Source organism: Olivibacter sp. XZL3, assembly GCF_004368405.1.
In the GTDB taxonomy this organism is placed as follows: domain Bacteria; phylum Bacteroidota; class Bacteroidia; order Sphingobacteriales; family Sphingobacteriaceae; genus Olivibacter.
In genome coordinates, this window is sequence record NZ_SBJH01000107.1 from 21,205 (window position 1) to 34,686 (window position 13,482).

The 13,482-nt window shown below is 43.7% G+C and carries 17 protein-coding genes and 1 pseudogene; 14 read left to right on the forward strand and 4 right to left on the reverse strand.

Annotation, left to right across the window (positions count from 1 at the left end; genetic code table 11):
* Positions 1 to 10: 10 nt before the first annotated feature.
* The 3 genes from EPX21_RS23330 to EPX21_RS19795 are packed head-to-tail and all read left to right on the forward strand — an operon-like array spanning position 11 to position 1,148.
* On the forward strand, positions 11 to 268 hold the full coding sequence (locus EPX21_RS23330) for an SDR family NAD(P)-dependent oxidoreductase (RefSeq protein WP_255502241.1): 258 nt from the start codon (positions 11 to 13) through the stop codon (positions 266 to 268).
* Entirely contained in the window at positions 253 to 804 is a 552-nt protein-coding gene (locus EPX21_RS19790) for an SDR family oxidoreductase (RefSeq protein WP_255502242.1), read from the forward strand. The genes EPX21_RS23330 and EPX21_RS19790 overlap by 16 nt, the downstream gene beginning before the upstream one ends.
* Before the next feature lie 20 nt (positions 805 to 824).
* Positions 825 to 1,148, forward strand: coding sequence for a nuclear transport factor 2 family protein (locus EPX21_RS19795; protein ID WP_134091393.1), 324 nt, complete (start codon positions 825 to 827; stop codon positions 1,146 to 1,148).
* A 678-nt stretch (positions 1,149 to 1,826) separates the two neighbouring features.
* Here the strand turns inward: EPX21_RS19795 and EPX21_RS22820 are convergent.
* Both EPX21_RS22820 and EPX21_RS19800 read right to left on the reverse strand, forming a co-directional pair.
* Positions 1,827 to 1,988: a hypothetical protein gene (locus EPX21_RS22820; RefSeq protein ID WP_166670829.1), complete on the reverse strand. Its 162-nt coding sequence runs from the start codon at positions 1,986 to 1,988 to the stop codon at positions 1,827 to 1,829.
* 3 nt (positions 1,989 to 1,991) lie between these two features.
* Positions 1,992 to 4,097 carry an ABC transporter permease gene (locus EPX21_RS19800; RefSeq protein ID WP_134091394.1) on the reverse strand — a complete coding sequence of 702 codons (2,106 nt, stop codon included), beginning with the start codon at positions 4,095 to 4,097 and terminating at the stop codon, positions 1,992 to 1,994.
* Here EPX21_RS19800 and EPX21_RS19805 point away from each other — a divergent pair.
* From EPX21_RS19805 to EPX21_RS19830, 6 genes and pseudogenes are all read left to right on the forward strand, one after another.
* The gene (locus EPX21_RS19805; protein WP_134091395.1) at positions 4,090 to 4,521 is read left to right on the forward strand and encodes a hypothetical protein; all 432 of its coding nucleotides are present in this window, start codon (positions 4,090 to 4,092) and stop codon (positions 4,519 to 4,521) included. The two genes, EPX21_RS19800 and EPX21_RS19805, sit on opposite strands and share 8 nt — an antisense overlap.
* Before the next feature lie 127 nt (positions 4,522 to 4,648).
* Positions 4,649 to 5,533 (forward strand): hypothetical protein, encoded by an 885-nt coding sequence (locus tag EPX21_RS19810; RefSeq protein WP_134091396.1) that lies wholly within the window; start codon positions 4,649 to 4,651, stop codon positions 5,531 to 5,533.
* A 581-nt stretch (positions 5,534 to 6,114) separates the two neighbouring features.
* Positions 6,115 to 6,957, forward strand: a complete 843-nt coding sequence (locus tag EPX21_RS19815; RefSeq protein ID WP_166670832.1) for a serine hydrolase — start codon at positions 6,115 to 6,117, stop codon at positions 6,955 to 6,957.
* Between the two features lie 129 nt (positions 6,958 to 7,086).
* Positions 7,087 to 7,359 (forward strand): RteC domain-containing protein, encoded by a 273-nt coding sequence (locus EPX21_RS19820; protein ID WP_134091398.1) that lies wholly within the window; start codon positions 7,087 to 7,089, stop codon positions 7,357 to 7,359.
* A gap of 34 nt (positions 7,360 to 7,393) precedes the next feature.
* Entirely contained in the window at positions 7,394 to 7,588 is a 195-nt protein-coding gene (locus EPX21_RS19825; RefSeq protein ID WP_134091399.1) for a hypothetical protein, read from the forward strand.
* Positions 7,588 to 7,860: pseudogene (locus tag EPX21_RS19830) on the forward strand (type II toxin-antitoxin system YafQ family toxin). The gene EPX21_RS19825 and the pseudogene EPX21_RS19830 overlap by 1 nt, the downstream one beginning before the upstream one ends.
* Positions 7,861 to 7,983: 123 nt before the next feature.
* Here EPX21_RS19830 and EPX21_RS19835 read toward each other — a convergent pair.
* Positions 7,984 to 8,409 carry a DUF1810 domain-containing protein gene (locus EPX21_RS19835; protein ID WP_134091400.1) on the reverse strand — a complete coding sequence of 142 codons (426 nt, stop codon included), beginning with the start codon at positions 8,407 to 8,409 and terminating at the stop codon, positions 7,984 to 7,986.
* A gap of 388 nt (positions 8,410 to 8,797) precedes the next feature.
* Here EPX21_RS19835 and EPX21_RS19840 point away from each other — a divergent pair, with 388 nt between their 5' ends.
* The 3 genes from EPX21_RS19840 (at position 8,798) to EPX21_RS19850 (ending at position 11,095) form a co-directional block, all read left to right on the forward strand.
* The gene (locus tag EPX21_RS19840; RefSeq protein WP_134091401.1) at positions 8,798 to 9,349 is read left to right on the forward strand and encodes an AAA family ATPase; all 552 of its coding nucleotides are present in this window, start codon (positions 8,798 to 8,800) and stop codon (positions 9,347 to 9,349) included.
* Between the two features lie 158 nt (positions 9,350 to 9,507).
* Positions 9,508 to 9,648 (forward strand): hypothetical protein, encoded by a 141-nt coding sequence (locus EPX21_RS19845; RefSeq protein ID WP_206106116.1) that lies wholly within the window; start codon positions 9,508 to 9,510, stop codon positions 9,646 to 9,648.
* A 67-nt stretch (positions 9,649 to 9,715) separates the two neighbouring features.
* Positions 9,716 to 11,095, forward strand: coding sequence for an exonuclease domain-containing protein (locus EPX21_RS19850; protein ID WP_134091402.1), 1,380 nt, complete (start codon positions 9,716 to 9,718; stop codon positions 11,093 to 11,095).
* Between the two features lie 22 nt (positions 11,096 to 11,117).
* Here EPX21_RS19850 and EPX21_RS19855 read toward each other — a convergent pair whose 3' ends face one another.
* Positions 11,118 to 11,312, reverse strand: a complete 195-nt coding sequence (locus tag EPX21_RS19855) for a hypothetical protein (protein ID WP_134091403.1) — start codon at positions 11,310 to 11,312, stop codon at positions 11,118 to 11,120.
* Between the two features lie 220 nt (positions 11,313 to 11,532).
* On the opposite strand from EPX21_RS19855, the gene EPX21_RS19860 reads away from it, so the two are divergent.
* A complete protein-coding gene (locus tag EPX21_RS19860) occupies positions 11,533 to 11,871 on the forward strand; it encodes a nucleotidyltransferase domain-containing protein (RefSeq protein ID WP_134091404.1) in 339 nt (112 codons plus the stop codon).
* Between the two features lie 462 nt (positions 11,872 to 12,333).
* Positions 12,334 to 13,344 carry a YhcG family protein gene (locus EPX21_RS19865; protein ID WP_134091405.1) on the forward strand — a complete coding sequence of 337 codons (1,011 nt, stop codon included), beginning with the start codon at positions 12,334 to 12,336 and terminating at the stop codon, positions 13,342 to 13,344.
* Positions 13,345 to 13,482 lie beyond the last annotated feature (138 nt).

Here is a 13,482-nt window from a genome sequence, read left to right on the forward strand (position 1 = left end):
ATAACAGAGCATGAGCAACAATTTAGATTATCAGAATGAACTATTCGGCAAGGTTGCACTCGTAACGGGCGGTACAAAAGGAACCGGAAGGGCAATTGCCGAGCGTTTGAAAAATGCAGGTGCAAAAGTGATCATTACGGCAAGAAACCCGCCGGAATCTCCCGATAGCGACCTGCATTTTGTAGCTGCCGACCTGAGTAGACCAGACGGTGCAGAAATCTCTTTGCGGAAGCAGTTGGAAAATTCGGTGGTGTGGATATTCTCGTGAACAACATGGGCGGTTCTGAAACGCCGGGCGGCGGATTTGCGGCACTTAGCAATAGCGACTGGGAAGAAACGATCCAAACCAATCTTTTAGCACCCGTACGTCTTGACAAGGCATTTTTACCCCGGATGCTCAAAAATAAAAGTGGGGTTATTATTCATATCGCTTCCATCCAGGCTAAGTTGCCGTTGCATGATTCTACCTTGCCTTATGCGGCGGCTAAAGCAGGGCTGATTAATTACAGTAAGGGTCTTTCGAAGGAAGTTTCATCGAAAGGCGTACGTGTACTAACCGTTTCTCCGGGCTGGATCATGACTGAGGCATCGGGTCGGATGATGGAACGGATAGCGGAAAGCTCTAATATCTCTGTCGAAGCGGCTACCCAAAGCGTAATGGATGCCCTGGGAGGTATTCCTTATGGCAGGCCGGCCCGGCCTGAAGAAGTGGCAGAACTGGTGGGCTTCCTGGCTTCACCAAGGGCCAGCTATCTCACCGGAACCGAATTTGTGATAGACGGAGGCACCATACCAACTGTTTAATACACTTAAATAAAAATACCATGAATTTACAACCAGTATTACTGAGCTTGGTTGAAGCGCAGAACAACCACGACAGCAAAGCCTATGCGGAATGTTTCACAGACACGGCGATTGCACATGACGAGGGCAAAACCTACAAGGGCAAAGAAGAGATTAGGCAGTGGATAGAAAAAGCAAACAGGGAATACAATGCGGTAATGAAGCCGCTTGATTATTCAGAAAGCGAGGCGGAAAATTTATTGACGGCAGAAGTCTCCGGCGATTTTCCGGGAAGCCCTGCCATCCTTAAGTATCACATCAGGATGGAAAACGTCTTGATAAGCTCATTGCGTATAACGGGATGATGATAAAAGTTTGCAAAATCGTAATGGATAAGATTCATTGCTCAGCTTGCAGTGAAGATTAGCCAAAAGTACCTTAAATGGATACCGCATCCATTTAGGATACCTTGGTTCCCTGAATTTAAGCCTTGGATGAGTGGAAAAGATTCAGTTAATTAGTCAAAAATTCCAACCCAATTTGACAATAATCCGGCCTTGTTATTTTAATCCCGCTCATTAGCTCCTAAAAAGGCGATTTTCTTTAAATCTGTTAAAAATTCATTTGACAATAATCCTGTTTGGAGTACAGTTGAAAGATAGCCTGCTAAAGGTATTAACCGGACTTTGAACACCTCAAAGTCCGGTTTTTTTTATTAAATCACCGTTCTCCCATATTTTAAGTGTGTTGAAAATATTCCTGCCTAACCCATTTGGTACAAAGGGGGATGATCGGGGAATTTTGAACCATCTTTTTACAAATTTAGGTAGCTTCGTGATTTATTAACGGTACTCAGAGAATCAAATCCCATTTCACCATCCCTTGATTCGACTTTGACGATAAATATTCCAAAAACAGGAGAGGGGATACATTAATTTAAAATGGAAACCCCACAGGATCTGGGATTTCCATCTTATTCGATGTTTTAAGGTGTGTGATGCATAGACATCGTTTCCATAACTTACAGCTATGGAAAGGCTAAGTTATTCCGATCTTAAAGACTTCACAGGGTTCACCAGCGCGGCCTTCACGGACTGAAAACTCACCGTCATAAAGGCGATAACCACGGCCAGCAGCCCGACCAGAGCGAACATCCACCACCTGAGCTCGATCCGGTAAGCGAAATCCTGCAGCCAGCTGTTCATGGCTTACCAGGCGATAGGGACGGCAATCACAGTTGCTATCAAAACCAGCTTGATAAAGTCTTTGGACAACAGGGTAATCACGCCGGAAACTGAGGCACCCAAAACCTTACGGATACCGATCTCTTTGGTGCGCTTCTGCACAGCATAGGTTGTCAAACCAAATAGCCCTAAAGTGGCGATGATGATAGAAAGAACAGAAAAAACAGTAAATAATTTCCCCATCCGCCGCTCGGTCACGTATAGCATGGATAAATCTTCATTTACAAAGCCATAGGAGAAAGGATAATCGCCGTAGATACTCCCAAAAACTTCTTTTATCTGTTCAACTACGTGGGGAACGTTATCCGACGAGGTGCGCATGACCAGATATCCGCCGACAAAATTATTTCTTATTAGCAGCGGTTCGATGGGCTGCTGTATGGGTTTGAAGTTGAAATCTTTTACTACGCCTATGATAGTCCCTTCACTTTCATTCATAATAATCTTTTTGCCAATGGCCACCGCCATTGGCATGCCCATTGATTTTAATGCAGTTTCGTTTACGACATAGCTGCTGTCATCGGCTTTAAAGTCGTCTGAGAAAAAACGGCCAGCAATGAGTTGCATGCCGAAGGTTTTTATGAAGTTTTCATCGGTTCTCAGCCGGGAAGCCATCACTTGTTTCTGCGGATCCATACCGGGCCATTGCAGGGGTGCTCCGGTAGTTAGGTAAGTGGGCAGATGGTCGGCGATCGTGTAATCACCAAGGTCAGGGTGTTGGCTCAGCATGGCATTCAATACATCTTTATTGTCTTTCAGATCGCCTACCTGCGGCATTTGCACATATAAAAGGTTATCCTTGTCAAAACCGATATTCCTGTTTTTTATAAATTGAAGCTGCAGGTATACAACCAGCGTGCTTATCATTAAAATAACCGATATAGCAAATTGGAGCACGATCAGTCCGTTTATGTAAGATCTTTTCCCGTTGGCAGAAGCCTGTACACCCTTTAGCGTTTTTTGTATTTCGAAAGACGATAAAATAAAAGCTGGATAGCTGCCGGAAATCACACCGACGACAACCGCAGTTCCAAGCAGCGCAGCCACCGTTTTCATATCCAGCAAGTGAAGGGAAATGGATTTAGATGCCAGCTGGTTAAAGACCGGAAGCAGTAAGACCATCAGCGTAACTGCTACCGCCAGCGAAATAAAACAAAGCATCACTGATTCGCTCATGAACTGGAAAATAAGCTGGCGCTTTTGTGCCCCCACGGTTTTACGCATTCCTACTTCTTTTGCCCGCTGGGATGAGATCGCCGTGGACAGGTTCATAAAATTGATACAGGCAATCAGTAAAATGAAGACGGCCACAAGCGAAAAGATAGTTACCTGCCTGCTATTTCCCTGTCCACCGACATCCAGCATGAAATTCGAACGGAGGTGAATATCGGTAAGCGCTTGTATGGATAGGGAAGAGTGGGTGCCGGATTGATCACTTTTATTTTTTATGGCGTTGATTTGCCGTTCCATTGCATTAATTGCATCGGGGGTAGCTTTGAAATTATCATCAAGCCGGAAATAAACATAAGCCGCATAATTGTCCCATACTCCCGCATTCCCCATTCTGTCATATAGCTTGGTAGACAACAAGAGGTCAAACTGCAGGTGCGAGTTGGAAGGGATATTCCTCAAAACGCCTGTTACCGTCAGCGAGGTTCCGGTTATGTCGTTATCAATATAAATTGTTTTCCCCATCGCGGCTTCCGCACTTCTGAAGTATTTTTTGGCGGTTGCTTCCGTCAGTACCACAGCTTCAGGCGAGGAAAGCGCTACAGACAGATTACCTTCTAGCAGCGGATAACTGAATATTTTCAGAAAGTTCGTGTCCGCACAATAGATATTTTTTTCATTAAATTTTTCAGTTCCTGCCGTGATCATTTTGTGCAGGGGGATGAGCCTTGTAGCCTTTTCAATTGCGGGTATTTCAGCGTCAATGGCTGCCGCGAGTGGCGGCGGCGTTACAGCCGCTTCAACGTCCGACAGCTTGGCGGTGATCCTGTATATCTTATCTGCGTTTGCATTGAACCTGTCGTAGCTTAGTTCATCTTGCACCCATAAAAAAATGAACATGCTGCAGGCCAAGCCGATGGCAAGTCCGAGAATATTCAGGCCGGTAAATAATTTATTTAGTCCCAAACGTTTTTTTGAAGATCCCAATATTGCCTCGCAGTTACGGAGCGCCAATACGATTGGCTGTTTTTATATTGAAAGTCCTGCCATGCGGCAGCTCCTTACCAAATTGCGCTGCGAGGATTATCTGACGCTGGTAGCCGCCTCTTCCATTATCCGTCCAGGAGTGGCCAGCAGCGGGATGATGGCCGAATACATCAGGCGGCGTCATGATCCGCAGAGCGTGACCTACCTGCACCCGGTATTCCGGCAGGAGCTTGAAGAGACTTATGGGGTAATGGTGTATCAGGAGGACGTAATGAAGATAGCCAATGCCTATGGGGGGGGGTGGATATGGCCGATGCGGATGTGCTGCGCAGGATGATGAGCGGCAAGTACCGTAGTAAAGAGCATCTCGTTGAGATCGAATCCAAGTTTTTTGATAACTGCAAGCGGAAGGGGTATGTTTTGCGGGCTATAGTTTCAACAAGGCACACAGTGCCAGTTTTGCGGTGGAGAGTTACCAGAGCCTGTACCTCAAGACCTATTATCCCAAAGAGTTTATGGTGGCCGTGCTGAACAACTACGGTGGCTTTTATAACCGTAAGGTGTATGTGAATGAGGCCAGGCTGGCCGGAGCAAAAGTGAACCTGCCCTGCGTGAACCAAAGCTTGTTCAATGCCACGATCTGTGGCGATGACATCTTTTTGGGTTTTGATTGTTTGCAGAACCTGGAGGGAACGCTGGCGCAGCTGATTCCGCAGGAAAGACACCTCAATGGCGACTACACCGGTCTGGAGAATTTCGCAGTGCGCACGGGCGCCTCACTGGAACAATTGATTATCCTGATCCGTATAGGGGCCATGCGTTTTACGGGCACAGGCAAGAAGGAGCTCTTATGGGAGGTACATATGTTGTTGGGAACGGATAAAAAACGCAAAAACGGCCCTGCCTTGTTTGAGGGGATGAGCCGTAAACCTGTACTGCCCAAACTGGAAAGCTCGGTGATCGAAGACCTATACGATGAAATGGAATTCATAGGTTTTCCTGTTTCGGGCAATCTTTTTGATCTGGCGCGATCGGGATACCGTGGCGATGCGCTGGCCGCCGATCTATTAAGCAGGGAAGGGCAGACGGTACGGATGGTGGGCGACTTGGTGACCGAGAAGCATGTGAAGACCCGGCGGGGGGAGCTGATGAAGTTCGGTACCTTTCTGGATGAAAAGGGGTTGTTTTTCGATACGGTGCACTTTCCGCCCAGTTTGCAAAAATACCCGCTTCAGGGCAATGGCCTTTACCTGCTGGAGGGCAGGGTGGTGGTCGATTTTGGTTGTCCGTCTTTAGAGATAAGCAAATGCGGCAAGATGCCGCTGAAACCCGATCCAAGGAGTGAGTAAGACAAAAAGCAAGCATACTGAATACGCCATCGTGGAATATTGAGACCACGGGAGGGAATGCCACCAGTAGCCGCATTACGGAAATTGCTATATGCATTCATAACGGCAGGGAAGTAACCCGACGCTACGCTACAGACCTAAATATGGACTTGTACTGTATGAAGATCAGGCAGGCTATAAAATGTCAAGTCTAGCCCTGCTTCATTTTCGATTGTACAATTTTGCCTATTGAATACTGCGCAGTTGTTGTTCAAGAAAGTGGTCCTTTTCTTATATTTCGAAAGTGGGCACAAAGCGAAATCGGATGTTAAGGGAACTGTTTCAGTCAGCGGGGAATGTTGCATATACTTCGCTGCGACAGAGTAAAGCATAAATTATCGTAACTAAATACGTTTTGAAAAGTCCAACTTAGAAACTCAGTTCCTTTTATGGATAAGCTATGTTCCATTTTATTTGCATTAGTATTGCTATTAATAGGCATGCCCTTTTACGTATTCTGTCAAAATAAACTACATATTCTACACAACAATCCCCTCGAAAGCAATCTGGACTCTGCAGTACATCAGGCTTCTACAGTCTATATGTCAGATTCCAACGCCGTAGGCCTATCGATAGCCATTTATGAAAATGGAAAAAATTATATTTATAGCTACGGAGAATTCGAAAAGGGTACAGGGATGCTGATCAGCGAAGATAGGATATTTAATCTTGGTTCTTTAGCCAAAACATTCGTTGGATTAATGTTGGCAGAAGCAGTAATAGAAAAGAAAGTAAATCTAGATGATGACATTCGCCAATATCTTCCAGGTAAATACCCCAATCTTGAATACAAGGGGCATCCGGTAAAATTAAAAGATATAGCGAATCACACATCGGCTCTTCCCAAATCATCAAGGACGTTTCCGAAAATAACTTTAGATAGTCTTGACAACCTTCCGCTTGCTGCACAGTTTGATTTTTACGACCGATATAATCAGGACAGCCTATTAAAAGATATGCATAACTTTCAATTGGATACAATCCCCGGATCCAAATACGACTACAATAATAATGCTATGACCATTTTAATTTTATTGCTTGAACGTATTTTTGAAAAGCCTTATGAAAATTTGGTAACTGCTTATCTCAAAGGCAATCTCAAACTTTATGATACTAAGACAAAAATTCAGAAAAATGAACTCGATCGTTTTCTTTTAGGGTATAAGAGCTCATATGAACCTGTTCGGTGGCTCGATCATGTCGATCGTGCAAAAAAAGAAATCAATACGATTTATTTCTATCCCGGAGGGCCGAGCATGAATTCAACCATGAACGACATGTTAAAGTATGTTATTGCCAACGTACGTGAAATCGATCCAGCAATCAAACTCGCGCACGAACCAACATTTACGAGATTTGATAGTACAGGCATCGGCCTTGGTTGAAGTTGTTGTATTAAGGTTGGCCTTATCTCCTCAATTAAAATCTTGATTATTAAAATAGTTAGTTGTGTACTCTACACTCTTCGACCCATTTAATGTCCCTATATTTGGTATGAGCTTTAAAAATGTGTCTTGGAAAATGAGTTTTCTTCTAAAGAAGAGGAACTGTTGTTTTTCAAGCACATTAAACCGGTTTTTTCCGCGCAGCTTATACTGGCGATAAAAGCACAGAAGCTTCATATGGATATGCCGACTTGGTCTGATGAGTTCAAGAAGAGTTTCCTTGAATTACGCTTAAAAAAAATTAATGCTTTTTTTGAATCAAATCAGCTGATGTTTTCTTTCGTACCATGCGGAGTTTTCTTCTTTCTTTTGTCAGCCATAGCGAACAATTCTATTTTTTAGTAACTTTGGGGTAGTATCATTAAGATGTGCAGATATGGAAATCACGATAAAAATAGATAAGCGAAGCAAGCAGGCAAAAGTATTCTATGAATACCTTAAAACACTTCCTTTTGTGGAGCTTGAAGAACCTCGTTACAATAAAGATACTGAAAAGGCAATAAAAGAGGCTAAATTGGGCAAGGCGACCAAAACCACCCTTGAAGATTTTAGAAAAGAACTTTATTCGTAATGTATCAGCTTGAACAGACAGGAAAGTTCAAAAAAGATATTAAACTCGCAAAAAAGCGTGGTTTGGATATGCGACTTCTTGATGAAGTCGTTACCCAATTGGTTGAAAAAGGCTCACTCCCACCAAAGAACAAACCGCACAAGTTGACTGGTAATTAAAAAGGGTTTTGGGAATGCCATATCCAACCCGATTGGTTGTTAGTTTGGGAACAGGACGACACCATACGTCTTATTACCTTAACAAGAACAGGAACACACAGCGACTTATTTTAAGCCTCACTTTGGTTGTCTAAAAAGAACCCCCTAATTTTAAAGAATGATTCGCTGTGGCTGTCCAGGTGGACACGCTGACGGTAGTTGCGGGCTGTAATAGCTTTGATGCTTAGGGCTCCAGCCTCAGATCGCATTGATCAATCGCAGCGTATTCGTGTCCTGCGCACCTCTATAAAACCTATCCAAAACATCTTGGAATACAGGATCTGTTTCCGAAAGGGCAGCAAACAGCGTCATGGAAGATTTTAGTTTGAGGTCGTCCGGTGTTCCCATCACTTCGGTAGGGTCGTCGGTTTCGAGTTTAAGCAATTCGCCGGAAATGAGCAGTAATCTTTTACCTAAAACAGGATGGGCAAGGTAGTCAATGGCCTCTTGGCGATCTCTAATGGCATAAAATCTTGCCATATCACTGAATCCGAGTCCCTGAATCTGCGGGAAGACATACCACATCCAATGGCTGCGCTTTTTACCATTTCTGATTTCCTGCAACGCTGTTGGAAAATCATTTTGCTGCGCCTTTAAAAAACGTTCAAGTTTGTCCTGTTTCATCTTTTGCTAAATAGTAAAATTTTCAATTACATCGTTCAGAAATAATACGAACCAGCTTATGCCGCCATTTCAGCATGAGCATAAGGGCTCTTGCCTCTGCCATGGTGGCGAAGCTAATCTTTCCCGTTGCTGTACATTTTTTTAGATCTGCCATTTTCACGTATTGAATTTTGAAAAATAAGGCGCAGACAGGCCAACTAATTTCCAAGATTGAGGTAGACGCAGGCGCAACGTGAATTTAACAAAAAACACAGAGACAAAAGAGGATTTGCAGATCGAAGCATAGATTAAAAAAGAAATTATTGCTATACTTGTAAACACGATCTCCATCGCCGACACCATCCATAATCCTAAAAAATTCCTAGAACATTTTAATAGCGAGAAGCACATGAAACAAAATTTTTATGTCATAACCGGTGGACCGGGAGTGGGTAAGACCGGTGTGATCGATGCACTGAAGTCCCAAGGTTTTTTAACCGTGCCGGAGGATGCCCGACCGATCATCCGGGAGCAGCTGGCTACGGGAGGAGACGGACTTCCGTGGAGAAACAAGGAGCGGTATGCAAGGCTGATGCTCAAAGCTTCTTTAAAAAGTTATGATGAAATGTGTAAAACCGATACCTCAAATCCGGTTTTTTTTGACCGCGGAATTTTAGATACCATCTGCTACATGACCATGGAGCAGATCCCGATATCGAAACCGGTTATTGATCACGTCAATTCACGTCCCTACCATAAACACGTCTTTATCCTTCCGCCATGGAAAGAAATCTACGGCACAGACCGGGAGCGTAAGCAGTCTTGGGAGGATGCGGAACTCACCTTTGAGGCAATGAGGGAGACCTATCTCCGGTTCGGGTATCAGGTCATCGAGGTGCCCAGGGGCGGTATTGCCGATAGGGTGCAATTTATTACGAACCATTTAGCCGATCCGATCTAGGTCTACCTGGCCCTGTGTTTAATAAGATATGTTTTGGATGCAGTTGTTTTTTCTCTGCTCTCCTCCAGTCCGTGATGTGTTTTTTAGCTGTTTATTTTGCTGATAAAATTAGTATAATCTACCTTTGTTTTTACTGATAAAGTTAGTTTGTATTGGAGATGGAAAACAGGCATATCGTTCATTGCGACCTCGATACGTTCTTTGTATCGGTAGAGCGCTTGCAGCATAGTGCCCTGGTAGGGTGTCCCGTGCTCATTGGCGGCAGTGGTGATCGGGGTGTGGTGGCCAGCTGCAGTTAGGAGGCGCGCCGTACCGTTACCGAGATTATCGAGGAGTCTATACCGCCGCTTAAACCCGATCCAAGGAGTGAGTAAGAAAAAGAAAAATACCGAATACGCCATCGTGGATATAGAAACCACGGGAGGGAATGCCGCCAGTAGCCGCATTACGGAAATTGCTATATGCATCCATAACGGCAGGGAAGTAACCCGACGCTACGAAACACTGATCAATCCGGAAAGGGATATTCCGCCATCCATTGTCAGTCTTACCGGAATCACCAATGAAATGGTGGAGGATGCTCCTCCCTTTCCATGCATCGCCGATGAAGTATACGAGCTCTTGAAAGATAGGGTCTTTGTGGCCCATAATGTCAATTTCGACTATTCTTTTGTCCGGCACGAGTTGGAAGAGGTAGGTATTGAATGGACAGCGAAAAAGCTCTGTACGGTAAGGATGGCGCGCCGGATAAGGCCGGGACTGCCCTCCTATAGTTTGGGCAAGCTCTGCGCCAGCCTCGGCATCCCCCTCAGTAACCGTCACCGGGCCGGCGGGGATGCGGAAGCCACTGCCATTTTATTTTCACGATTGCTGGAGTGGGACGAAGGTCAGGCTGTACCCGATATGCTCAAACACTGCTCCAAGGAACAGCAGCTTCCGCCAAACCTGCCACGGGAGCAGTATGAATCGCTTCCTGAGCGCAACGGGGTGTATTATTTTCACAATCAGGCGGGCAAGGTTGTCTATGTGGGCAAGGCGCGCAATATCAAAAAAAGAGTGGCGCAGCACTTTACGGGGCACAATATCAACCCGCAGCGTCAGCATTTTATGCGGCATATCTATTCGATTTCTTATGAAATATGCGCTACGGAGCTGATGGCCCTTTTATTGGAGTGCATGGAGATCAAGCGGCACTGGCCGCCTTTCAACCGTGCGCTGAAACGTTTTGAACCCAAATATGGGCTCGTATTGTATGAAGATCAGGCAGGCTATAAACGTTTGGCCGTTGGGCGCTTGGACAAGCGCGACAAGTGCGTACAGGTATGTAACCGGGAGTATGAAAGTGTTGTCCTGCTAAAAGAACTGATGTTCAGGTTTGCATTGGACCAGCGTCTATGCTCCTTTGGGCAGGTGCGCGAAAATTATTTTGGTGCGGTTCATCCTTCACAGGACACTATGCCAGAAAAGGAGGCGCACAATGTATTGGTCGATCAGGCTTTGGCTTATTTGGCCCAGGAAAAGAAAAGCTTTGCGATCCTGGATAAGGGAAGGGAGCCGGGGGAGAAGAGCTGTATCTGGGTAGAGCGGGGGAATCTTTATGCCATGGGTTATATCTCACAGGACACGCAAATTAACACATTGGAAGAAATGAAAGATAGTCTCAAAAGGTGTTATGCCAACCATTATATGATGCAGTTGATCTACGATTATGCAAATCGTTACCCCAATAAGATATTGGAGGTTTAAGTCTTGAAGATTGTCGGTTAAATTAACCATATTCTCCGGTTTGGAGGGAATTGAGCTCTACATCAGGAAACCAGGATTTCGGTTTTGCGAGGTAACCATCAGCAATGAGCGTTTGGATTTTCTCACCTACTATCAGTTTTTCGTAAATTTGATGCATGGGTGTTTCCGCATTGGAACTTAAGGGAGTTGCCGTGACACCGATGATATGTGCGCGCACGGAAATTCGTCTAAAAGCTTATTGAAGGAATTGTGGTGCGCTTTGTCGATAATCAGTAAGCCCTTATATCAACAAAACGGATAATACTATCAATACGGCACGCCACGTGTTTTGTATCGCTATATGGAATTTGTTGTGTCTAAAATATGTTTTATAGTATTATCTGTTATACATATAAGCGTCTGTTTCGACGAAATGGAAAAAATACTATCTTTACCTTATGAACACAAGGCTATCGCACTTACCTGAACAAAAGCAACAAGAGATAGCTGAGATACTGGAAATCATAAAGGAAGAAGTTAAGCCTGAGAAGGTCATACTTTTTGGTAGCCATGCGGGGAATAAGTGGGTAGAAGATGAGTATATAGAAGATGGTATTACGTTCAGCTATATCATTGATTATGATTTTCTTGTTGTGATCAAAAAGGGGGAAGGGCAGGAGAAAGAACATGCGATAATCAGTCATATTGAAAACCGAACCAACCATATTAAAAATGCGGTAAGCCCTGTTGTTCATGATATTGATTACATCAACGAGGGCTTGCGCTTTGGGCATTAACCCCTGCAGAGGAGAAGCAGAAAGCCCAGGGATATTTTGATATTTGGTTTCCTCAAGGAAGTGAATTTCTCGACGGTGCTAGTTTCCACAAGTCGAAAGAGCATTTAAGAGTTGGCGCGTTTACGTTGCACCAAGCAGCCGAATGTTTCTATGACCGTTTTGTTAGTTTTTACGGGTTACAAACCTAAAACGCATAATCTTCAAAAATTAAGGAATTATGCCAAACTTATTTCGATCGATCTGTATACCATTTTTCGTACACCACCTTCTGACGAAAGGGAGTTCATTTATTTGATTTGTTAAAACGGAGTTACATTGATGCTCGTTATAGTTAGATTACCATATTACTGCTGAAAAGTTACAAGCGCTTATTGATAAGGTAACTAGAATGCAGACTATTGTGGAGAGGATCTGTAAGGAGAAAATTGATAGTTTTGAATTGGAGGAATTTAAGTCGTTTTTATGGAGTTAACTAGCCAACAGGAATATAGAAATCTTGTACAGCAGATATCCGTTAGATACGAAGAGGGGCGAAAGCAAGCCGCTCAGTTTGTAAATACGCGGTTATTAGAGGCTTATTGGGAGGTTGGTCGTTATATTATAGAATTTGAACAGGAAGGAGCAAACCGAGCAAAGTATGGTAAAGCATTATTAGAGCACTTGGCTTCTGATCTAACGTTACGCCATGGCAAGGGGTTTAGTAGATCGAACCTGAATTACATGAGGCTGGTTTATCGTTATTATCCAATTTGTGAGGAACTTCCTCACAAATTGAGTTGGACTCATTTATGTGAGTTAGTCAAGATAGATGATCCCTTAGAACGTTCTTTTTATGAAAAGCAAGCTATTCTCGAAAATTGGAGTACTACTGAACTAAAACGTCAAAAGAAATCTTCTCTCTTTCTCCATTTAGCTGCATCGAAGGACAAGCAAGGGATTTTGCAATTAGCCAAGCAAGGCCAATCCATAACCAAACCCGACGATATTATCCGAGATCCTTATGTGCTGGATTTTCTAAAAATACCGGAGCCTCATCATTATACAGAGTCCGAATTAGAGAACCGGATCATTGAACATCTACAGCATTTCTTATTGGAATTAGGAAAAGGCTTTGCTTTTATCGGCAGACAATATCGTATTACTTTGGGAAACCGACACCATTATGTCGACTTGGTATTCTATCACCGTATCCTGAAATGTTTCGTGCTGATCGACTTGAAAAGGGAAGAAGCCGGATATGAAGACGTTGGTCAAATGAATATGTACTTGGGTTATTTTGAAAATGAAGAGAATACTACAGGGGATAATCCGCCGATAGGTATCGTATTGGCAAGAGAAAAAGACGATTTGTTAATTCAATATGCTATGCATAACGTTTCATCTCAATTGTTTGTGAGCAAATATCAATTATACTTACCCAATAAGGAAGAGCTACGTGCTGTTATAGAAGAGACTTTAAGGGAAGAAGAATAGAAAGGCGTAATTTAAGAATCTAATTTACTAAAATCCAAAAGATCATTTGATGTTACTTCTGGTGCATTAGCTATTTGCCATGACATATTAAATAAATTTAGTGGACGCTATTATGTCGATTTTAGTTTTATCGTTCCT

Coding starts and splice junctions, on each gene's coding strand:
- EPX21_RS19800 (WP_134091394.1), bottom strand. CDS start 4,097: ATGTTCATTTTTTTATGGGTGCAAGATGAACTAAGCTACGACAGGTTC.
- EPX21_RS19845 (WP_206106116.1), top strand. CDS start 9,508: ATGGAAAACAGGCATATCGTTCATTGCGACCTCGATACGTTCTTTGTA.
- EPX21_RS19825 (WP_134091399.1), top strand. CDS start 7,394: ATGGAAATCACGATAAAAATAGATAAGCGAAGCAAGCAGGCAAAAGTA.
- EPX21_RS19835 (WP_134091400.1), bottom strand. CDS start 8,409: ATGAAACAGGACAAACTTGAACGTTTTTTAAAGGCGCAGCAAAATGAT.
- EPX21_RS19805 (WP_134091395.1), top strand. CDS start 4,090: ATGAACATGCTGCAGGCCAAGCCGATGGCAAGTCCGAGAATATTCAGG.
- EPX21_RS19860 (WP_134091404.1), top strand. CDS start 11,533: ATGAACACAAGGCTATCGCACTTACCTGAACAAAAGCAACAAGAGATA.
- EPX21_RS19815 (WP_166670832.1), top strand. CDS start 6,115: ATGTCAGATTCCAACGCCGTAGGCCTATCGATAGCCATTTATGAAAAT.
- EPX21_RS22820 (WP_166670829.1), bottom strand. CDS start 1,988: ATGAACAGCTGGCTGCAGGATTTCGCTTACCGGATCGAGCTCAGGTGG.
- EPX21_RS19840 (WP_134091401.1), top strand. CDS start 8,798: ATGAAACAAAATTTTTATGTCATAACCGGTGGACCGGGAGTGGGTAAG.
- EPX21_RS19795 (WP_134091393.1), top strand. CDS start 825: ATGAATTTACAACCAGTATTACTGAGCTTGGTTGAAGCGCAGAACAAC.
- EPX21_RS23330 (WP_255502241.1), top strand. CDS start 11: ATGAGCAACAATTTAGATTATCAGAATGAACTATTCGGCAAGGTTGCA.
- EPX21_RS19865 (WP_134091405.1), top strand. CDS start 12,334: ATGGAGTTAACTAGCCAACAGGAATATAGAAATCTTGTACAGCAGATA.